General features: G+C 65.9%; 15 protein-coding genes. 11 read left to right on the forward strand and 4 right to left on the reverse strand.

The genetic code is table 11. The features are described from left to right. Positions 1-734 precede the first annotated feature (734 nt). Entirely contained in the window at positions 735-3,329 is a 2,595-nt protein-coding gene (locus tag ABZU75_RS15790; protein WP_355554457.1) for a collagenase, read from the reverse strand. Between the two features lie 478 nt (positions 3,330-3,807). Between ABZU75_RS15790 and ABZU75_RS15795 the strand changes: the two genes are divergently transcribed. Both ABZU75_RS15795 and ABZU75_RS15800 read left to right on the forward strand, forming a co-directional pair. Further along, complete coding sequence (locus ABZU75_RS15795) at positions 3,808-4,761, forward strand: LysR family transcriptional regulator (RefSeq protein ID WP_355554459.1); 954 nt, start codon at positions 3,808-3,810, stop codon at positions 4,759-4,761. 273 nt (positions 4,762-5,034) lie between these two features. Further along, positions 5,035-5,643, forward strand: coding sequence for a hypothetical protein (locus tag ABZU75_RS15800; RefSeq protein WP_355554461.1), 609 nt, complete (start codon positions 5,035-5,037; stop codon positions 5,641-5,643). A gap of 178 nt (positions 5,644-5,821) precedes the next feature. Here the strand turns inward: ABZU75_RS15800 and ABZU75_RS15805 are convergent, their stop codons facing one another. Together ABZU75_RS15805 and ABZU75_RS15810 are read right to left on the reverse strand one after the other, a co-directional pair. Next, complete coding sequence (locus ABZU75_RS15805) at positions 5,822-7,915, reverse strand: C2 family cysteine protease (protein ID WP_355554463.1); 2,094 nt, start codon at positions 7,913-7,915, stop codon at positions 5,822-5,824. Between the two features lie 457 nt (positions 7,916-8,372). Then, entirely contained in the window at positions 8,373-8,930 is a 558-nt protein-coding gene (locus ABZU75_RS15810; protein WP_355554465.1) for a hypothetical protein, read from the reverse strand. 389 nt (positions 8,931-9,319) lie between these two features. On the opposite strand from ABZU75_RS15810, the gene ABZU75_RS15815 reads away from it, so the two are divergent. The 6 genes from ABZU75_RS15815 (at position 9,320) to ABZU75_RS15840 (ending at position 14,823) form a co-directional block, all read left to right on the forward strand. After that, positions 9,320-10,105, forward strand: a complete 786-nt coding sequence (locus ABZU75_RS15815) for a trypsin-like peptidase domain-containing protein (RefSeq protein ID WP_355554467.1) — start codon at positions 9,320-9,322, stop codon at positions 10,103-10,105. A gap of 25 nt (positions 10,106-10,130) precedes the next feature. After that, positions 10,131-11,120: a MoxR family ATPase gene (locus ABZU75_RS15820; protein WP_355554469.1), complete on the forward strand. Its 990-nt coding sequence runs from the start codon at positions 10,131-10,133 to the stop codon at positions 11,118-11,120. Positions 11,121-11,123: 3 nt separating this feature from the next. Next, the gene (locus tag ABZU75_RS15825) at positions 11,124-12,008 is read left to right on the forward strand and encodes a DUF58 domain-containing protein (protein WP_355554471.1); all 885 of its coding nucleotides are present in this window, start codon (positions 11,124-11,126) and stop codon (positions 12,006-12,008) included. A 34-nt stretch (positions 12,009-12,042) separates the two neighbouring features. Next, positions 12,043-12,993 (forward strand): VWA domain-containing protein, encoded by a 951-nt coding sequence (locus ABZU75_RS15830; protein ID WP_355554473.1) that lies wholly within the window; start codon positions 12,043-12,045, stop codon positions 12,991-12,993. Beyond that, positions 12,994-14,049: a VWA domain-containing protein gene (locus tag ABZU75_RS15835; RefSeq protein WP_355554475.1), complete on the forward strand. Its 1,056-nt coding sequence runs from the start codon at positions 12,994-12,996 to the stop codon at positions 14,047-14,049. 384 nt (positions 14,050-14,433) lie between these two features. Beyond that, a complete protein-coding gene (locus tag ABZU75_RS15840) occupies positions 14,434-14,823 on the forward strand; it encodes a DUF3883 domain-containing protein (RefSeq protein WP_355554477.1) in 390 nt (129 codons plus the stop codon). 554 nt (positions 14,824-15,377) lie between these two features. Here the strand turns inward: ABZU75_RS15840 and ABZU75_RS15845 are convergent. After that, positions 15,378-15,713: a nucleoside triphosphate pyrophosphohydrolase gene (locus ABZU75_RS15845; RefSeq protein ID WP_355554478.1), complete on the reverse strand. Its 336-nt coding sequence runs from the start codon at positions 15,711-15,713 to the stop codon at positions 15,378-15,380. 30 nt (positions 15,714-15,743) lie between these two features. Between ABZU75_RS15845 and ABZU75_RS15850 the strand changes: the two genes are divergently transcribed. Genes ABZU75_RS15850 through ABZU75_RS15860 form a run of 3 tightly spaced genes read left to right on the forward strand, consistent with a single transcriptional unit; the run spans position 15,744 to position 20,011 of the window. Beyond that, complete coding sequence (locus ABZU75_RS15850) at positions 15,744-16,823, forward strand: hypothetical protein (RefSeq protein WP_355554480.1); 1,080 nt, start codon at positions 15,744-15,746, stop codon at positions 16,821-16,823. A 38-nt stretch (positions 16,824-16,861) separates the two neighbouring features. Then, entirely contained in the window at positions 16,862-18,217 is a 1,356-nt protein-coding gene (locus tag ABZU75_RS15855; RefSeq protein WP_355554482.1) for a hypothetical protein, read from the forward strand. A 57-nt stretch (positions 18,218-18,274) separates the two neighbouring features. Further along, complete coding sequence (locus ABZU75_RS15860) at positions 18,275-20,011, forward strand: DUF262 domain-containing protein (protein WP_355554484.1); 1,737 nt, start codon at positions 18,275-18,277, stop codon at positions 20,009-20,011. Positions 20,012-20,212 lie beyond the last annotated feature (201 nt).

Genomic DNA, 20,212 nt, shown 5'->3' on the forward strand with positions numbered 1-20,212 from the left:
AGGGATCCACAGGATCCTGGCCCGGGGATAGGCCCGCGCGAAAGGCGTTTCGGCCTTCCGAACGGGAGAGGGCACGGGTGGGGGTGTCTCCGACGGGCCGAGCCACCCTGGCGAAGCGGTGTTCGGCGAAGCACCTTCTCCGGAAGGGACGCTCGGAGCCTGTCCGTCGGTGGCCGACGACGGTACGGCGGGTCCGCAGGCGCAGACTCCCATGAGCAGCGCGGCCGCGATCATGCGGGGACGGCGCTTCACCCGCGTCCGTACCGGGACGGGAGGTTCCCGATCGCGGCTTCGAAGGACACTGTCGGCGACGTCCGTGCCGTCGGCACCGCGACCCGCCTGCCGTCCAGGGGTCACCGCGAACACCCCCGATCGCACTTTTCAAAGCACCACTGACAACTTAGACGATCGTCATCAGCTGGATGAGAAGGTTTCTCCGGGTCTTCTTCGGGCGCGTGCCCTATCCGATGTGCGACACCGCTCGGCCGGTCAGGCAGTGGCCGATGCGCAGGTGCATTGACCGGAATGATCTCAGCCTCTCATCCCAAAAGCCGAAGTCCATATATGAAATCGCAGAGCCGGTCCCGGCCGGGGTGTGTCGGTACTGCGTCGTGCCGGTGCCGCGGTGAAATCTCTGTGGCGTCGAGACCCGGCCGGCGGTGCCGAGGGCCGGGACCGGACGTGAGGCCCGGTCCCGGCATGGATGATCAGCCGTGATGAGGCGACGGTGAGCGTCAGTACTCGACCTTCACCGAGGCCCCGGAGAATGCGGTGGTGGCGTACAGGCTGATGTAGTGGTAGCCGGCCGCCGGGTTGGTCATCGTCAGGGTCTCGCTGTTGCCGGAGTTGGTCGACCGCTGCGTGTACGCCGACTTCGTGGCCCACGTGCTGGGGCTGTAGTAGAGGTCGGCGTTCCCGGTGCCGCCAGACGACGTGATGACGATCCTGGTAGTGCCGGCCGGGAGGTACAGGTAGAAGTAGGCGTGGTTGCCGGCGGTCGCGGACACGTTGCCGCGCTGGCAGTTCTTGCCCAGCTCCCTGGTGTCGGACGAGGTGCACTCGGGCAGGGTGCCGCCTCCGGACGTCACGGTCACCTGCTTGGTGGTCGACGCGGTGGCGCCGCCGTTGTCGGTGACGGTCAGCTTCACCGGGTAGGTGCCCGCCGTGGCGTACGCGTGGGTGGGGTTCGCCGCGGTCGAGGACGTGCCGTCGCCGAATTCCCACGAGCGCGAGGCGATCGTGCCGTCGGAGTCGGTCGAGGTGTCGGTGAAGGTCGCGTTGAGGCCGCTGACCGTGAAGGTGAAGTTCGCGGTCGGCGGCTTGTTCGTGCTGCCGCCGCCCGAGCAGGAGCCGGACGCGCAGGCGGTGAGCCAGCTCGACCAGTCGCTGTCGTAGCGGGTGCCGATGGTGCTGGTCAGGAAGGTGCGGGCGCCGCTCCAGTTGCCCGTCCGGTAGTTGCCGAGGACGGTGGTGACGTCAGCCGGGTGCTTCTCGAACATGTATCGCACGGCCAGGTAACCCCAGCGGTAGATGCGGGTCGTATCGTGCGAGTAGTCGGTGTCGAACAGCGTCCTGAGCGTGTACGTCTTCTTGGCCGCCTCGGTGATCGCCGCGTCGTAGGTCACGTTCCGGTAGGAGTACGACACGTACTCGGCGAAGCCCTCGATCCACCAGATGGTCGGGGTGGTGATGCCGGCGGTGAAGTCGCCGTACATGTCGAACCGGCCGTCGAGGTAGTGGGTGTACTCGTGGTTGAGGTTCCAGATCTCGAACGCGGGCCGCAGCCACTCCGCCTCGTAGGCGATGAAGCGCGGCTGGTTACCGGCCGCGGCCGGGTCGCCCTCCAGGTACATGCCGCCGTTGTTGGTGTCGATGCCGAACATCGTCCCGGCGTAGTTCTGGTAGTCGGTGCTGGAGTGGAAGACGACGACTTCGATGGTGGTGTTGTTGTCGTTCGCCACGGGGCGGTTGCCGTCGTTCACCAGGTTGTGGAAGTACGCGTCCTGGCTCTTGAGGCTGTTGCAGGCGGTGGTGAGCTGCGCGGAGGTCAAGGCCTGCGCGCGGATCGTGATGCTGGAGCTGCAGGTGTACCGGATCGGCAGAATGGCGGCCGCGAGCCGCGCCTGCAGGTCGCAGGTGCCGTAGTAGGAGCAGTTGGCCTTGTCGTAGTAGTCGGTCATCTCAGCGACGCCGACCCACATGGGCGCGGTCGTCCCGGAGATGTTGCCGCGGTCGAGCAGGGCCTTGACCATCGGCCGCACCTTCGACCGCAGGGTGGTTTCCTGAAGGAATCGGGCCATCTCCCGGCCGGCGTTCGACGCCAGGTAGCTCTGGTCGGTGCCGAGCAGGTTCCAGTTGTTGTCGGCGAAGCCGTACAGCGTGTCGATCACGCTGGGGTCCGCCTGGACGGTGGTCACGAACGCCGGGAGCTGGTGGCCGCGGAAGAGCACCGTGTAGACGTTGTTGACCGCGTTCAGCATCCACCAGCTCGCGTTGTAGGAGCTGTTGTAGCCGTTGAGCAGCCGCTTCACCACGTAGAGGTAGCGGTCGTTCTCCTCGGCGCTGTCGATCAGCGTGACCGCCTCGGCCAGCACCTCGCCGTTGGCGTCGCTCACCGTCGAGGACTTGGAGTTGCCGAAGAAGGTGTCCAGGCCCGCCTCGATCGCGGTCTTGAGCGACGAGCCGTACGTGCCCACGGTGGACGCGTTGTACCAGTGCACGTAGTAGCCGGCGCGCAGGTAGAGCACGAGCTGAGCGGTGCCGGTGGAGTTGTCACCGGGGTAGTACGACCCGTTGTCACGCAGGCCGTACGCGACGCTGCTCATCTGCGCCTCGCGGAAGGCGTAGTAGGCGTCGCTGCCGGTGAGGCTGAACAGGGTGTTGACGCAGTCGGTCGTGGAGGACTTGATCTGCTGGACCAGGGCGCTTCCGGTCCGGCCGGTGAAGTCGCTCACGTTGCACGCGGCCGCCGCCTGCACCGTGGCGGCGGACTTCGCCTTCTCCTGCATGGACGGGCGCGGGTGCGCCGGGGCGGGCTCGGGCCGATCGTAGTCATGGCGCAGCCGCTCGTTGGAGGAGGGCATCGGCGCCCGTTCGCTGACCGGGAGCGGAGAACGCCGGACGTGGTCGGCGCCGTCGGTCGCGAGCAGCGCCGGCGCGGGGGGCGGCGTCTTACCCGCGGATGCCGTCACGACGGGCTTGGCGATGGGCTCGGTGGCGGCCGATGCGGCCGCCGGTTGTAGGGCGAGCCCCAGGCCGAGGGCCGGGACGAGGACGAGCGCGGCCAGTGACGATTTTCTGAGCGTGCGCAGGGGTGGGGTGATTCCCACGAGCAACCTCCGGGGGGTGTGGAAGAACGAGCGTGAGGTTGGATGTGACAGGGGATGCCGCGGCGGCCGGAACGGGCCAGGACGCGGCGGGGGCTCCGCCGGGTCCTGTCGGACCGGCGGGCCACGTGGCTCAGGGATTTCGGAGAGCGAAGAGGTGTTGCCGCCCGTAGTTTGGTGACGAAACCAAACCAGCGGTCATAAAGGCGCACATAGTTCTTGGTTATGACCCTGTTGCAGCCCAGTCCGAGCTGCGGCGGAGCGGGTTGGTTCGGCGTGAACAAGTGGGTGTCGTCCGCCGACAGCGCCGCCGTGAACCCGTGGCCGGACTCGCGGCGCGCCGGAACGAAGCGCCGGGGCATCCCCGGGCTGGTGGAGACGGGGGCGGGAAGGAGGAAGAAGCAGTCATGCGTAAGGGGGAGAAATGAATTTTGTCCGAAAATTCAGGTGCTGGTCATTAATTGCCGCATAATTCTTGGTTATGGATCTCGATATCCGTCACCTCCGTATGATCTGTGCGATAGCGGAGTCGGGCAGCCTGACCAGAGCGGCGGCCCAGGTGGGGCTTTCCCAGCCGGCCATGACGAACCTGCTGCGCCGGATAGAGACCTTCGTCGGGGGCGACCTCTTCGTCCGCAGCCGCTCCGGGGTGGAGCCGACACCGCTTGGCAGCCAGGTCATCGCCCGTGCCCGGATCGTCCTGTCCGAGGTCGACGCGCTGTTCGGCGACCTGCATGGGCCGTCGGAGGCCCGATCCCTGCGGCTGGGCTCGGTCCACGTCGGTTGCGTAGGCAGCATCGTCAACCGGGTCGGCGACGTCCTGCCCGGGCGCGAGATTTCACTGCGGATCGAGCCCTCCACGGCGCTGCTGGCGGAGGCGCTCACGCACGGGCGGCTCGACGCGGCGCTGCTCGGCGTCATCGAGGGCTTCGAAGTCACGCTGGCGCCACCGGTCACCAGCCGGGCGCTGGTATACAGGTATCCGATATTCGTCGCCGTGTCGGCGGGGCACCCGCTCGCGGGAAACGAGGAGATCCGGCTGGCCGACCTCAAGGACGAGGCGTGGATCAGCCCTCCGGGAGCCGACGACGGCTCCCTTGCCGCGCTGCGGGCCTCGTGCCGGGCGGCCGGTTTCGAACCCCGGTTACGCTTCGAGGCACCGAGCGGCGCCGGCCGCCCCTTGGTGGCGGACGGGCACGGCGTGCGGCTGGTCGATCCCTGCTGGACCGCGGCGCCGGGCACCGCCGTACGACCGCTCATGGGAGAGCCGCAGGTGGCACGGCTGCTCGTCGCGTGGCACAGGGACCGCCTGGGCGATGCGACCGCCGGGGCGCTCTATCGCGGCCTCGCCGCGGCGTTCATCGACCATGTGCACGACAATCCTCTCTTCGGACGCTGGTGGGAGGCACACCCCGAGGTGCATCCGCTGGTGTGAGGCCGCTCGCCCTCCTCTTCCTGTCCGCCCACGAGCTTCGAGCCGTTGGCGAAGGGCGGTAACGGTGCGCCCGGCCGAGGTGCAAGATCGCGCCGGGGCCATCCCCGATGGGTCCCGGGAGACCCCAACCCCGGCAGCCAGCTCAAACCCTCGCCAGGGGCGAGTCGCGGGAGGCTCCTCCTACGCCCAACTCGTCGTGAGGAAGCGGGGAACCCGTCGAGAAAGCCTCACGTCTCAACAGTTGTGATCAACCAAGCGACGGCAACAGTACTGGTGATCGGATCGCTGCTGGGCGGAACCGGCGTGGCCCGCGCGGGCACCGCCGAGATCCCCAAGGGGTTCCTGCTGACCGAGCCCGCAGTGACCGCGGGACCGATCGTGGAGGGCGAGGAGTGGTGGAAGATCAGCAACAGTCTGTCCCGGCAGCTCGAACTCAATCCCTGTGGCACGAAGGGGAAACCCCGCGACGGCCGGGTCGCGATGCGCACCATCACATACTCGACCAGCGCTCCCTCCGGGAGCAGCGAACAGCTCGTGCTGTACAGGAGCACCAGGTCCGCCCAGGCCGCGTTCCGTAAGCTTCGGGCGGACCTGGCCAGGTGCCCGAGGCGGGCAACGGCGAAGGGCGACACCGGCTCCGGGTTCGGCTACGTCGGCAAGCCGTTGCGAGTCGGAGACGAGGCCCTGTCTGTCACAGGTCACTTGTACAAGCAGGGGAAGCGTGAGCGTGAGCCCGCCGAGCTGGGGATCGTCGCCCGCCGGGGCGCCGCGCTGTTCTTCTACACCGACATCGGGAACGGCCCGAGAGCGGGCAAGAAAATCGTCAACCAGGCGAAGAGGATGACGAAGAAGGTGTGTGACCTGCCCGGGGTGTGCGGGTAAGTCGCCCGTTTCGGGAAAAGACCCATGTACCCCTCGCCGGTGTCGAGCAGTGCCGGCAGGGGGCGCCGTATGCCGCCGGGTGGCCCATGAGCCACCCGAGTCGACCGGCTCGGCGCCCGGAATCGCCGTGGCCCCTCAGCCGCGACGGCCTGGACCTTTGCGGGCCATGCGGGTGTGGTCAGGCGTGGCGGCTGACGACGGCGTACTGGACGTCGTGGAAGAAGTTCAGGAACTCCTGGAGAGACAGGGTGAACAGCCCGGTGTTCTGTTCGAAGGGGAGGTTCCCGTCCAGGTCGGGGGAGCCTCGGTGGTGCGGGTTGCGCAGGGTGACGGTCGACTTCTGGAGGTCGAGAGCGGCGACCGCCTTGACGAGTGACGCCGCGTTCGTCAGCGCGGTGCCCAGCGCGGGGTTGGTCACGTAGTCGGGGGCCGGCGAGTCTCCCGCGAGCACCAGGCGGACCCCGCTGATCGCATACTCGTGGCGGGCGAAGATGTAGGGGCATGGGCCATGCTCGGCCATCGGCTCCGCCAGTGACGCGAGCAGCCTGACGACCCTGTCCGCCCAGAGGTCCTTCGGCCGGAGCGGCCGCAGAGTCTTCGTGACCTGCGCGCACGCGTTCTGGAAGGCGGCATCGTTTGTCAGGGTCGCGACGGTGTCACGTTCCTCGTCGAGCACGGGCCGCAGCTTCTTCCCGATCTCGGCGAAGTACTGTGCCAACGGGCCCTCGTACCGCTCTCCCAGCGCGATCAGCTCCGCACCGACCTTTCGCCAGCTCACCGAGGCGGTCGGCACCGCGATGCACGGCGATTTCCCCGCCGCCTGATCGGCCACCATGAGCAGCATGTTGAACAGCTCGCCGGTCACCAGGTCGAGCCGCTCCGGGCGCTCGACGACCGCCTTGCCCAACGGTTCCACCTTCACGCCGTGGCTGTAGCGGAGCCGGTGACCGTACAGGCAGGCGAAAAGTACCTCGGAGAACTGCATGCCTTCGCGGATCAGGCGATAGCCGTCCTCCTCCGGGGCGTCCTCGGTGGGAGCGTCGGTGAAGTAGAGGCCGTAGGCGGCGACGAAGGCGGCGAACGCCCTCTCCATGATCGGCACCCAGATGGCCGTCGTCACCGGGAACGCCTCTTCCAGGTACACGTCGCCCCCCAGGGTCCTGCGGCGCCGCACCACGGAGTTCCCGCATATGGCCCTGGCTCGGGCCCCCAGCAGGATGTTTTTCGCACCCAAGGTCGTGCTCTGCGCGAAGAGCGGCTCGACCTCGACGAGCTGCGGCAGCCGGAACGATCGATCCATGAAGGAGATCGTCCGAGTGAACGTGACCAGGAAGGCCGACTCGCTCTTCCTGATCATCCGCTTCAGCTGATCGGGGTCGTGGTCGGCGATGGACGCGAGCAGGGACAGGAAATAGCAGTCGCCAAGGCTTCCCTGGCACACGTCATCGCCACTCGGCCCGCCCCCGAGGTACAGCTTCTCCTTCTCCTGGGTCAGGCTTACCACCTTCGGCAGCTTCTCGTCGGGGACTTCCGCCGGCTTGTCGAGGACCACGTCGTTGGAGTGGACGGTGAGCCCTTTGGCGACACGGGGCTCGGGCAGCTCGACCATGAAACCGTTCTGAGTGGAGAAGAGGTTCGGTCCGTGCAGGTGCAGCTTCGCGTACGCCGCCTTCGCCTGCATCTCGTCTGTCAGGAAGGTCCCCGGGCGCAGCGTCGCCGTGTCGAGCGCCACCCGAAGGGTGATGGACAGCTCACTGTGTTCCGCCTCCGCGCTGTCGAAGTCCGCCGCCCCGTCCGCGTACACCTCGATCAGATCGGTGAGCGCCTCGGCGAGCTCGGGGGGAATGCATTTGAACGCCGCCTCGCGCTCCTTTTTCGTGCGGCCGGCCCACAGCCGCAACATGGTCGGCCACCGTCCTGCGCTGTCCTCGGTGGCGAAGTGCAGAGCGGCCTGCTCGGCCACCTTCCGTACGGCGCTGACCGTCAGCAGGAGACCCGACAACCGGTCGAGGTGTTTCTCCAGTTGTCCCTTCAGCATCGCCCGGCCGGGAACGGCGTCGGTCAGGTTCGTGATGGCGGACTGCACCGCCTCGCAGTGGGCGGCGAACTCCGGCACGCTCGTGACGTCCTGGATCGACGGCGTGGATCCGACGGTGACGAGTGCCTCGACCTGGGCCGCGTCGGCGTCGGAGACCACCGCCGCGGCGTCCACCCAGCCGGTCTCGCTGCCGATCGTGATCCGGACGTTTCCATTTTCGAGCTTAAAAGGCATGTCGGCGAAGGTGAAGACCATCCCGACGGGGAGAATTTTGGGCGTTTTACTACCATTAGGGGTAAATCCAGACTCGCTGATGAATGTTCCGTTCACAGGCCACTCCGGGGCGTATTTCCGATCGAGTCGGCAGATCCTTTCACTTGGCCTGTATACGGTCAATGAATGGATACATCTTTGTGACTCCGGGCAACCATGTGAACAGGGTCGGCCGATTCGGCGGGCGTCACGCTGACGACGGCCGATGCGGCGGTGGCCGCCGCCAGTCCGGAACGCGCTCCGTCTTGAGAATCCTTGGCTTCCGGCCCGGTGTCCCCTGACACTTCACCCCGGCCGGCACAGGGCTCCCGTTTCAGGGCCATTTCCTCGAATGCTCCCTGACCCGGCCGGGTTCTCTTCACCGGACCGCCCGGATATCAACGTTCTCCGGTGTCGCGGCCGACGGACTGGGGGATTTCTACTCCAGGCAGGATTCCTCCTGGCCTTGCCGATCGAACTCCGCCCGCGGCACGAACACGTTGGACTCCTCCCCCGTCTGAAGATCGTACCGATTGTCGAGCACGGTGCCCGGCCTGCGCTTGAGCTCTTCCGCATCACCTATTCGAAACCGGACATGACGTGTTGAATAGCTGTTGTCATTGGTCGCACCGTATGCGCTGTAGGTGATGGTCGAATCGAACGCCGAAGGCTTGAGCACGGCTTCCCATCCGCTGTCGGGTGCGTCAAGGCGGAAGGACGCGATCCCACCCTCAATACGAGGAGCGACGTAGACGGCATCCTTTATGGATGAGCCGCCAGAGGAAGGTTCGTACTCTGAAGGGGCGGCGGCCCCCTCAGAGGAACGATCGTGATAGACAATCACTGCGTCGGGCTGGCGGCCACACCAGGTGAGAACGACAACGAGGTTTCCCATGGCGTCAATGGTGATGCCGGTGATCCCGTTGCTGGGAACGGTGCATCCGGCTGTTCCAAAAACAAGTGCTCCGATGGCGAATAAACCGACGACCCGTCGCATGTGGACAAGGTAGCTCCGCCAGCCGCTCCTTGTACGCCACCGCGTCGCTCGGTCGATCCAGACCGTACGGAGACCGGCCGCCGGTTGTCGGCAATCGGATGGTCGCCGACCGTCCCCTCGGGCGCAAGGGTCATGCCGCAGCGCTGGGCCGCGACCTCGAACAGCCCGATGCCGGGCTTACGGATGCCGTCGACCCCTGATGACGCGCAGGCGTCGACGACGATGCCGCCCCAAGGTACACCGCAGGCTCCACCCCGGCTTAGCCAGAGCGGTTTGCGCCGCCACCCTCGTCTCCGTGCTGCGCGCGTAGGGCTGCGAGGACCGGTTTCTCAGGGAGTTCTCAGGCGGAGCTTGTAGAACTTTCAACTGAGATTTACGAGCATGGGGCAATGGAGCGCGTGCCGCAGGAGGCCGATGCGGCCGATGCTCAGGGAGCCGCGGCCGGGAGGGTTCGGCGGTTTGTCGTCGGGGGCTGCGCACTTGTCGTCGTGGCGGTGCTGGCGTACTGGCTGGGAGGTATCGGTGGGAACGGCGAAGGGGCCGCGCCCGTGCCGAGTGCGACGCCGACGCCCAGCGTGACGCTCACGGTGGCCGACGTCTTCAAGAGGGTCGGGCCGTCGGTGGTGGTCATCCAGGCCGGGAAGTCGCTCGGAACCGGGGTGATCGCGGCCGAGGACGGGACGATTCTGACCGCGCACCACGTCGTCAAAGGCGCGAAGGACGTCAACCTGACGTTCGCCGACGGCACCAAGGCGAAGGCCGTTGTGGTGTCGTCGAATCCCAAGCGCGACGTCGCGACCCTCAAGCCCGCGAAGCTGCCGGAGATCGTCGTCCCGGCGACGCTCGGCGGCGCCGTGGCCGTGGGCGCGCCCGTCGTGGCGATCGGCAATCCGCTGGGCCTGACCTACAGCGTCTCCACCGGCGTTGTGTCGGGCCTGAACCGGTCCGCCAAAGACGGCGACCTGAGCGGGCTCATTCAGTTCGACGCCTCCGTCAACCCGGGCAGCTCCGGCGGTCCCCTCCTGGACGCTCGCGGCCTGGTCATCGGGATCGTCGTCTCGATCGCCGACCCGGGAGGAGACGAGGCGTTCGCCGGTATCGCGTTCGCGGTGCCGATCGGCGTGGCCCTGGGCGGCGGCGAAGGCGGCGGCCCGCCGGGCGGGCCCGAGATCTGATCGAAGCCTCACGAGAAGGAAGACCATGACCTCGACCAAGTCCCCCGAGTCGGCCCATCCGCTCGAACATGTGCTGTTCGAGGTCAAACGCGTGATCGTCGGGCAGGACGTCCTGCTGGAGCGCATGGCCGTCGCGCTGATCGCCGGCGGCCACCTGCTCGTCGAGGGCGTGCCGGGCCTGGCCAAGACACTCGCGGTGCGGTCGATGGCCGCCGCGATCGCCGGAAGTTTCCAGCGCGTCCAGTTCACCCCCGACCTGGTGCCCGCCGACCTCGTGGGCACGCGGGTCTACCACCAGCACTCCGGGGAGTTCCGAACCGAGCTCGGCCCGGTGTTCGCGAACCTGCTGCTGGCCGACGAGATCAACCGTGCCCCCGCCAAGGTGCAGAGCGCCCTGCTGGAGGTGATGCAGGAGCATCAGGTGACGATCGGCCGTGAGACGTTCCGGGTGCCCGAGCCGTTCCTGGTCATGGCGACGGAGAACCCGATCGAGTCGGAGGGCACCTACCCGCTGCCGGAAGCGCAGGTCGACCGTTTCATGATGAAGGTGGTCGTCGACTATCCGACGCGGGCAGAAGAGCAGGCGATCGTCGACCGGGCGCTGCGTCCGCCCGAGCCGCCGCAGCCGATGGTGACGGCCGAGGACCTGATCGCGATGCGGGCCCGCGCTCGGCAGGTGTACGTCGATCCGGCGATCGTCGACTACGCGGTACGGCTGGTCTCCGTGACGCGTTCTCCCGCGACGGCCGGGCTCGGCGAGCTGGAACGGTATGTCACCTACGGGGCGAGCCCGCGGGCGTCCATCGCCCTCGTCACGGGCGCCCGGGCGCTGGCGTTCCTGCGCGGCCGCGACTACGCCCTGCCGCACGACCTGTCCGAGCTCGCGCTCGACGTGCTGCGCCACCGCCTCGTGCTGTCCTACGAGGCCCTCGCGGACGACGTCGACGCCGACATGATCATCACCAGGGTGCTCGGGGCCGTCCGGGCGCCCGACGTCGTCCTGCAGAACCGCTGAGCCATGGCCACCGCCCACGAGAGGCTCCTGCTCCGCCTGGAGTGGAAGGTCGTCCGCAGGCTCGACGGCCGGCTCCAGGGCGCCCACCGCACCGCGCACCGCGGCTCCGGGATCGACTTCACCGGCTTGCGCGCCTACAGCGACGGCGACGACGCCCGGCACATCGACTGGAACGTGACCGCACGGCTGGACGAGCCGCACCTGCGAGTGTTCACCGAGGACCGCGAGCTGACGGTGTGGCTTGTCCTTGACCGGTCGGCGTCGATGGCGGCCGGCCGGCCGGGGCGCGGCAAGCACGACGTACTCGCCGAGCTCGCGCTCGTCCTCGCTCGGCTGTTCGGCCGGGGCGGCAACCGCGTCGGCGCCCTGCTGTTCGACACCGGGACGCCGCGCGTCGTGCCGCCCGGCACCTCCCGGCGGCACGCGCTGCGGATCGGCGCCGAGCTGGAACGCACCTCCGGGACGCGCGCCGGCACCACCACCGACCTGGCGGAGATGCTCGATGCGGCCGGACGACTCGCGCGCCGCCGCGCACTCATCGTCGTGCTGTCGGACTTCATCGGCGACGGCGACTGGGAGCGCTCGCTCCAGCGCCTGGCCCGGCGGCATGAGGTGGTCGCCCTGCGGATCGTGGACACCGCCGACGACGTGCTGCCCGAAGCCGGACTGATCGTGGTCGAGGACGCCGAGACCGGCGAGCAACTCGTGGTCGACTCCGCCGACCCGCTGTTGCGGGTCCGCTTCCGCGCCGCCGTCGACGCCCGCGACGCCCGGCTCGCGGCGGGCATGCGCCGGGCCGGGGTGCCCGTCCACCGCATCGACACCGACCGCGATCTGGCCGAGGCGCTCGTCGAGGTCGTCGCCAGAACCGGGGACCGGTCGCCATGACCGATAGACACCTGAGGCCGGCGAAGGAGGCCTCATGACCCTGTCCTCCCCGCTCCTGCTGGTCATCGGACTGTTCGTCACGGCGGCGCTCGTCTGGGCGACCGTCGTCTCGGCGCGCCGCCGGACGGCAGCGCTAGCCGCGGCCGGCGTCGCTGTGCCGGGCGGCCGCCGGGCGTACCTCGGCATCGGCCTGACGATCGCGGGCGTCGGGGTACTCGCGATCGCCACCGCCGGACCGACGGCCATGGTGCCGGTGCCGCGGACCGCGGGCACCGTCATCCTCGCCATCGACGTCTCCAACAGCATGGGGGCGGACGACGTCGCGCCCACCCGGCTGGCGGCCGCGCAGCGGGCGGCCCGCGCGTTCGTGGCGGCCCAGCCCGGCAGCGTCGACATCGGAGTCGTCGCGTTCGAACGGGGCGCGCTCACCACCGCACGGCCCAACGCCGACCACTCCGTCGCGCTCGCGGCCATCGACCGGCTGAAGATCACCGGCGGCACCTCGCTGGGGACGGCCATCACGGCCTCGCTGTCGGCGATCATCGGCAAGCAGGTGGCCGTCGGCCGCGACGGCGCCGCTCCCGACATCGGCTACTGGCCGTCGGCGACGATCGTGATGTTCTCCGACGGCCAGAACCAGGGCGCGGACGTCGAACGCGCCGCCACCGTGGCCCAGCGGGCGGGCGTCCACATCCACACCGTCGGGGTCGGCACCACGGCCGGGGCGACGGTGCGGGTCGACGGCTACCACCTGCAGACCTCGCTTGAGGAGGACACCCTCGCCGTGATCGCGCAGACCACCGGCGGTGCCTACCACCCCGCCTCCGACACCGCGCGGCTCGACGGGATCGCCGACACGATCGATCTGCGGCTCACCGTCTCCGACGAGCCGCTGCCCCTCGCCGGCGGGCTGATCGGGCTCGCCCTCGCGCTGCTCACCGCGGGAGCGGCGCTCACCGTGCTCCGGTCTGGACGGGTGATCTGAATGTCGTTCTCATGGCCGTGGGCGCTGCTGGCAGTCCTGATCATTCCGCTGATCTTCGCCATCCGCGAGTGGGCGCGGCGCCGCCGCCGGCGGGCCGCCGTGCGCGTCACCTCGATCGCGCTCGTACGGAGCGCCCTGCCCGGCCGTACGCGCTGGACGCGGAAGATCCCCGCGGCACTGTTCATAGCCGGGCTCGCGCTGCTCGTGGTCGGGGCCGCGCGCCCGCAGGCGTCGGTCCCGGTGCCGCAGACGTCGGCGACGATCCTGCTCGCGTTCGACACCTCCGGCTCCATGTGTTCCACGGACGTCGACCCCAACCGCATCATCGCCGCGAAGAAGGCCGCCGCGGACTTCATCGAGTCACAGCGGGGCGGGCCGCGCATCGGCCTGGTCACCTTCGCGGGCACCGCGGGTCTGCTCGTCCCTCCAACCGATGACACCGACTCGCTGATCGAGGCGCTGGACGGCCTCACCGTGTCCCGCGGCACCGCGATCGGGCAGGCCATGCTCACCTCGATCGACGCGATCGCGGGGGTCGACCCGTCGGTCGCCCCCACCGGGGCGGACCCCGGCGCCGGGGAAGGCCACGCCGCTGCCGCGATCGTCGTGCTCACCGACGGCGCCAACACCCAGGGCGTCGACCCGCAGCTCGCCGCCCAGGAGGCGGCCCTGCGCCGCGTCCGCGTCTTCACCATCGGCTTCGGCACCACGAACCCGGCCCCGATGGTCTGCGACAACTCACAGTTCGACGGCCGCGGCTTCGGCGGCCGGGGCGGCGGCTTCGGCGGCCGCGGCGGATTCGACAGCGGCCGCAACCCCCGCACCATCGACGAGCCCGCACTCAAGCGGATAGCCCAGACCACCGGCGGCTCCTACCACCGCGCGGAGAACGCCGACCAGCTCCAAAGCGCCCTCGACACCCTTCCCGGCAGCTTCACCGTCATCCGTCAACGGGTCGACACAGCCGCCGCCTTCGCCGCCGGTGGCGCCGTCCTCATCGCCGCGGCCCTGTCCCTCTCCCTCTGGTGGAACCGCCCCCGGACCCCGACCCGGTGACGGCAGCATGTAGCCGGTAGATGTCAAACCGAATGACACACGTCCTGCTGCGTTGCTTGCCTGCTGATCCTCCGTGGTCTCGATCGTGGACGGTCGGGGTTCGTTGATCCATGCCTTCTCGGGTGGCCCAGCGCGCCGGCCACGGCGTTGACATGCTCCTCCGTGTCTACGCCAAGTGCATCGAAGGGCAGCGGGCTTGGGCCAACGACCAAATCACCATGAAGAAGTCTCGGCGAGTTCGGAGCTTCTTGCTTTTCAACCTTGGTGATCCCTGTAACCCGGACATTGATCACGGCGATATTCCGGAAGCAGATGGTGAGATGAGTTCTGCTGCACCACCACCACATCAGCAGCAACCTGCAACAGCTCGATGCGGAGAGCACGATGGCTGAAATCGTGAGTAACCGGGCGGTCGAACAGGCCGCCATCGAATACGTCATTGCCAGAGAGCGTGAGGAGGGCCGTCTCGCACGCGACACCCGTGGTACGGGCGCTGCTGCGGACATCGACAGCCCGCCACGGACTATCGAAGTGAAAGCGTACGGGCGTTCAGCCCGAGGCACAGATCTATGGCTGGAGGTCCGTCAAGTTGAGGAAGCTCGGCGCAATCCCGATTTCTATGTCTATGTAGTCGAGAACGTGCGCCAAGGGAGCCCGGAGCTCTTCACGCTGAAAGTGCTTGGAGGTCAGCGACTCGCCCGCCTCATACAACGTGCGAAGGAGCAGCGCTACTACACCGTGCCGTGGCCGGTGGCCGATTATGACGCCGGCTGATCCCGGTCATCGTTGAGCCGATGCTCTCGCTCCACCACGCCCGGCTGACCCCGCCGCCGCGCTCACGTTTCCGCTGTTAGCTCGCAAGATCACAGCATGTTCCTGGGAAGTTGGGATAGGGAGGGCTGGCCGGACCGGGTGCTGTGACCTGGCCGGATGGCCACAAGATCATCCCGTGCATATTCCGCGAACAGCGATTCGGGGCTTCAACAAGTAGCCTACGACTGCGCACGGCGGAAGCCGTACCTGGGCAGGACTCCCAGGTCACACAGCAAACCACAAGGTCAACTAGGTGCCCCCGGCATGATTCGAACATGCGACACCCGCTTTAGGAGAGCGGTGGCCGTACGGCTAGCTCGTGTGGCATGAGCTGCGCAAACGCCCCGCGCATCCCGCACATCTTGCAAGATCATCCCACATGTGTCCCGCACCCGCGGAGGCTGGCCACTACGTCATCCGGTGGCAAGGCCCGACGAAGGAGGGCCGCGGCAGCCGATCACCCCGCCCCGTACGGCGCGAGCCATAGCCAGCGATCGTCACAGCCTCAACCCTGCTCACTCGGAAACCTCGTCAAGCCACAGGCGGTGGCTGAAGCCGCCCCGTTCGGTCCGCTTGCGGCGCGCCGCCTCCCGCACCTGTTCGCCGGAGAACCCAAGGACCTCGGTGAGGGCCATCAGCACCTCGTGGATGTCGGCCAGCTCCCCCAGACGGTCATCGGGACCGGCCTGGCGCAGCTCCTCGGCTTCCTCGGCGAGCTTGGCGGTCAGTGCGGGGACCAGCTCCGCCTCGTCGAGGACGCGGACCATGGCCGTCTTGCCGGCGGCTTCGATGATCTCCGGGATCCGGTCACGGACCAGCTTGCCGTAGGCGATCCTCTGCCCCTGGCTCAAAATGTCACCCTCCTAGCCGATACTGCCCACGTGGATTACCGACGCGGTGTGGTCACCGCCGAAAGCGTATGGCGTGCCATCGTGCTGTACGGCGCCAACTCGGCCACCTACAAGTTCGCCTTCGGCGCGGCTCTGCTGGAGACCGCCACCACCGGCCGCACCCACGTCACCCTGGAGGAGCTCGCGCCGCGCTACGCCGAGCTGCTCTGCCAGGCCCTGGAGCGCCAGCCCCGGCAGAACACCTCCGACCGCGGCCGGTTCCTGGACGCCTGCCGCGCCTTCAACGCCGGCGACCTCCACCGCGACGCGCTGCACGCGCGGACCATCCGGCTCGGCTTCGCCAACGTCATCGACGCCTTCCCCCAGCTCGGCGGGGCTCCGGCGCCAGTGCGCTACTACGAGGACCGGCGCAAACACTCCACGACTCCGGGCCTCATTCTGCGTGACGAGCTCCTTGAGCTGGCCCGGTCGGTGCACGCCCCCGCCCTCGACGCCGAGACCGCCGCCCGCTGGCGGCTGGTAGAAACCGCGTGGGCAACCGGCGTCTCCGGCGCCGTCTTGGCCCCTGCACTGGTCTACGACCGCGACACCCAAAACCTGGTCCTGCAGACCAAGCAGCGCCGCAGAAGCGTCACCGGCGTCGTCGCCGCCCTCAACGGCTACCAGGACGGCCGCTGCGCCTACTGCGACCGGCTCATGACGCAGGAGAACACGGGCTCCGGGCCTATCGTCGAGCACGTCCTGCCCTGGAGGCTGCTCACCCGCTCCTGGGACGGCCCCGACGTCGATGCCGTCTGGAACCTGGTGCTGTCGTGCAAGCCCTGCAACGATGCCAAGCGGGATCGGGCACCGCATGAGGACTGGATGCCATGGCTGGAGCAGCGCAACAACGACCTCATCGAATCACGTCACCCCCTGCGCGAGGTCCTCATGACCCAGACCGGCGACACCGCAGCCGCGCGATATGCCACCCTCAAGCGTGCTTACCAGCGGGCGACCGAACTGCTGCCGGCTGTGTGGACACCCTCCATCACCGCATCCCGACAGCAGATGAAGCACTTCACCGTAGGCGAACGTCCCCAGGCTCATTTTGACGGTGAGAGTCGGTAAACATGAGACCGGAGACGTGCTAGAGAAGGCGGGCCCAGATGCCTGCATGGGTGTTGGTCTGTAACCCAGCGAAGTTCGACCTTGTCGGGATGATGAGGGACGGCAAGAAGCCCCATGCTTGGGTGATCGGCAGATACCGCAAAGAGATTTCTCGGGGAGAGCCCTTTGCGCTGTGGCTGACAGGTTCTTCTGGAGGGATCGTTGCCATCGGAGAGATCGCAGGTCTTCCGCACCAAACAGCCGAGTCTGCCAATGCTGAGTACTGGGCTGATCCTCCCACTGAGGAGCGATGGGTCGTTCCGATCGCCGTCACCCATTGGATGGACCCTGTTGTGCCGCGCGACGTAGTCAAGGCCGACAGTCTGTTGGCCGGTGCTACACCGTTGACTCAGCCGTTTGCGACTAACCCTCATCGACTATCTGAAGACCAATGGCAGCACCTCATGAATTTGACGACTCAGCCGGGGCAGCACCATCATGCCCAGGACCCCAACGGGTGTCACTTGGATCCTGGACAGGAGATTCGCCGTGTTGAACTGCATCAACGCTATGGCGGTAGCGGACAGGGCGGAATTTCCCCTTCCCGAACAACTCCCAACATTCTGATCTTCACGGATCCCAACTCTGGTCGTGAGCACGGGTACTACGACGAGTGGGCTGAGGACGGCACTTTCCACTACACGGGTGAGGGACAGATCGGCGATCAAACTTTCACTCGTGGAAACAAGGCCATCCGTGACCACATGCAGGACGGGCGTGCTCTGCAACTGTTCGAGGGATCACGGGGCACGGTCCGCTACGTAGGGGAGTTCGCGCTCGATCCGATTACGCCGTGGTCATACGGGCGTGCTCCTGAGACGGGTGGAGGTCCCGAGCGTCAGGTCATCCGCTTCCATATGGTCCGCATTGGGGCTCCCGTCCTACGATCAGACGTTCCCGTAGGGGTGGGGTATCGCGAAGCAGATGAGGAAGTCGTCCCGGCGCCGGCCGCGTCTACGCCCAACCTCGAACTCAACGGTCGTAATTTGCGCGCACACCGGCGGCTGCAGAACCAACTTGCTGCTGGGCTGCGTGATCGCGGTATAGAGCCGCTGTCACCGGGACCGTCCGACCCAGACTTTGACCTTGCCTGGCGCCCCGGTCCGGGCTGCCTCACGGTATGCGAGATTAAGTCACTGACGCCGACCAACGAGATCAATCAACTACGGTTGGGGCTTGGTCAGGTTCTCGATTATGTAGACCAGCTACGGAGTCGAGCTGAGACAGTGCTCGGGCTCCTTTGGATCGAGCGCACACCAACTGATAGCCGCTGGATTGAATTGTGTCATCGGGCCGGTATTCACCTTGCTTGGCCAGGAATGGAGCAAAAGATTGCAGAATTGGAGGAGCTCTGAGCCTTAACCGTAATTAATTTCGATCATGTCATCACATAGAGGAATCAGGAGAAGCAAATGACCAGCGCTTACGAGTCAGATCCTATTTTCGACACCGTTCCCAGGCAGCTCTCCAATCTTGTAACTCGTATTCAGGCAGGAGAGATAGCCCTCCCTGATTTCCAGAGAGATTTCGTCTGGGATGCCTCCAAGACGGAAGAGCTGATTCGTTCGATCATTTCGAAGTTCCCTGTTGGGACTCTCCTTTTCTGGAAGCAGGGTAGCGAAGAGCTCTTCGCCAGCAGGAGTTTCACGGGAGCGCCAGAGCTGGGAGCCCAAAAACCGGCAGAACTGGTGCTAGATGGACAGCAGCGCTTGACCGCACTGTTCCAGGCTCTTATGGGTACAGGGGACGAGCGTTTTTATCTGAAGGTTGACGAGTTCGTTGATATAATCAATTATTGCGTACTCGACTTTCATGAAGTAAAATTCGAGCGCGCTATCATATCGGTCCCAGTGAAGTCGGGGATGGCACAGGAGAAGAAAAATGCAGAGACTCTCCGCAGTTCGCATTTCCCTGTAGACCAAGTAAATGTCTTCGACGACTGGCTCGATGATTACGTTGAAAACTTGAGATCCGATGATGAGGGGGTCAACCCGAAACATCTAAAGTCTCTTTATCGCCGCATGCGAGACAAGTATATTGTTCCGCTGCGTTCATATGGTCTGCCGGTTCTCACTCTCCCGGAGACCACGCCAATCGAGGCGGTATGTACGATCTTTGAGACTCTGAACCGGACAGGTAAGCAACTCGGCCCCTTCGAGCTCCTGACTGCCCGATATTATCCACAAGGAGTTAATCTCCGGGATTATTGGGTAGAAGCCCTGGAGAACTATCGAGCTCTGGCTGATTTCAAAATAGATCCGTACAGTGTTCTGCAGGCAGTCTGCCTCAGGGCTCACAACTCGGCTCAACGTTCTGATGTACTTAAAAATCTGACCGCGAATGACATTCGTGAGCACTGGAATCCAGTAATTAAAGGGATTGCCGGTGTTGTAGACATGCTGCAATCCGATTGTGGCCTGATCGCACCTAAATGGCTTCCTTATGGGATGCTACTTATCCCCATGGCGGCTACATGGCCAGAGATCCAGGAACTCGAACCCATCAAGAGGATTTCTGCATACGAAAGGCTGCAGCAGTTTTTCTGGTGCAGTGTGTTCACTACAAACTACGATCAAGGTGCTAACAGTCAGGTCGGCGCTGATTATTCATTGCTGAAAAGTTGGGCTATCACCGGCGAGGGGAAGGAGCCTGAGGCTGTAAGCGAGGATATGCCCATCGATGTCGCTACATTTCGAGCAGCATCGGTGCGAAGGAAAGCGCTGTATGCCGGCTTGATGTGTCTGCTGGTCAAGAGTCGGGCGGAAGATTTTCATACGGGTCAAGCTATGACCCCCTACAGAGTGAAGGAAGTGCAGATCGACTCGCATCATATCTTCCCGAAGGGCTATCTGAAGAAGCAGAATTCGAGCGAAAGCTCTGAGCTGCTTTTAAATCGGACTCTCATCGATGCTGACACGAATAGGATCATCAAAGATAAGGCTCCAAGTGTCTATCTAAAGGACATGGCCGAAGCCTATGGGGATGAAAAGCTATCTTCAGTTATCTCCTCCCATGCAATAAAGGTGGATTCGGAGAGCGGCATCATGAGGGATGACTACAAGTCCTTCCTTGATGAGCGCCTTGAGATCATCGTTCAGTTCGTTGAACGTGCCACGGGACGGAAGCTTGTTGGGGAAACCTCGATATAAGCGATATGTTCACCTGATATCACCTCGTCCGCAGTCAGGCCACAAGTGAAGCAGAAATAGGCACTGGTCCGCTGGGCTTGGCTGGGTCAATGGTGTACGAGGTGATTAGTACTCCAGCCGCAGATCGTGAGGCCGAGCAAGTTCGTGCGCATGTGAACCTGTAGGCCTAGGGCCACAGGTTCGAGGGACGGCCACCGCTGT

Origin of the sequence: Streptosporangium sp. NPDC005286, from assembly GCF_040607515.1 — a bacterium.
Classification (GTDB): domain Bacteria; phylum Actinomycetota; class Actinomycetes; order Streptosporangiales; family Streptosporangiaceae; genus Streptosporangium.

Excerpts from the sequence above, each read along its gene's own strand:
- ABZU75_RS15795 (WP_355554459.1), top strand. The coding sequence starts at position 3,808 with ATGGATCTCGATATCCGTCACCTCCGTATGATCTGTGCGATAGCGGAG.
- ABZU75_RS15805 (WP_355554463.1), bottom strand. The coding sequence starts at position 7,915 with ATGCCTTTTAAGCTCGAAAATGGAAACGTCCGGATCACGATCGGCAGC.
- ABZU75_RS15810 (WP_355554465.1), bottom strand. The coding sequence starts at position 8,930 with ATGCGACGGGTCGTCGGTTTATTCGCCATCGGAGCACTTGTTTTTGGA.
- ABZU75_RS15815 (WP_355554467.1), top strand. The coding sequence starts at position 9,320 with ATGGAGCGCGTGCCGCAGGAGGCCGATGCGGCCGATGCTCAGGGAGCC.
- ABZU75_RS15820 (WP_355554469.1), top strand. The coding sequence starts at position 10,131 with ATGACCTCGACCAAGTCCCCCGAGTCGGCCCATCCGCTCGAACATGTG.
- ABZU75_RS15825 (WP_355554471.1), top strand. The coding sequence starts at position 11,124 with ATGGCCACCGCCCACGAGAGGCTCCTGCTCCGCCTGGAGTGGAAGGTC.
- ABZU75_RS15830 (WP_355554473.1), top strand. The coding sequence starts at position 12,043 with ATGACCCTGTCCTCCCCGCTCCTGCTGGTCATCGGACTGTTCGTCACG.
- ABZU75_RS15835 (WP_355554475.1), top strand. The coding sequence starts at position 12,994 with ATGTCGTTCTCATGGCCGTGGGCGCTGCTGGCAGTCCTGATCATTCCG.
- ABZU75_RS15840 (WP_355554477.1), top strand. The coding sequence starts at position 14,434 with ATGGCTGAAATCGTGAGTAACCGGGCGGTCGAACAGGCCGCCATCGAA.
- ABZU75_RS15855 (WP_355554482.1), top strand. The coding sequence starts at position 16,862 with ATGCCTGCATGGGTGTTGGTCTGTAACCCAGCGAAGTTCGACCTTGTC.
- ABZU75_RS15860 (WP_355554484.1), top strand. The coding sequence starts at position 18,275 with ATGACCAGCGCTTACGAGTCAGATCCTATTTTCGACACCGTTCCCAGG.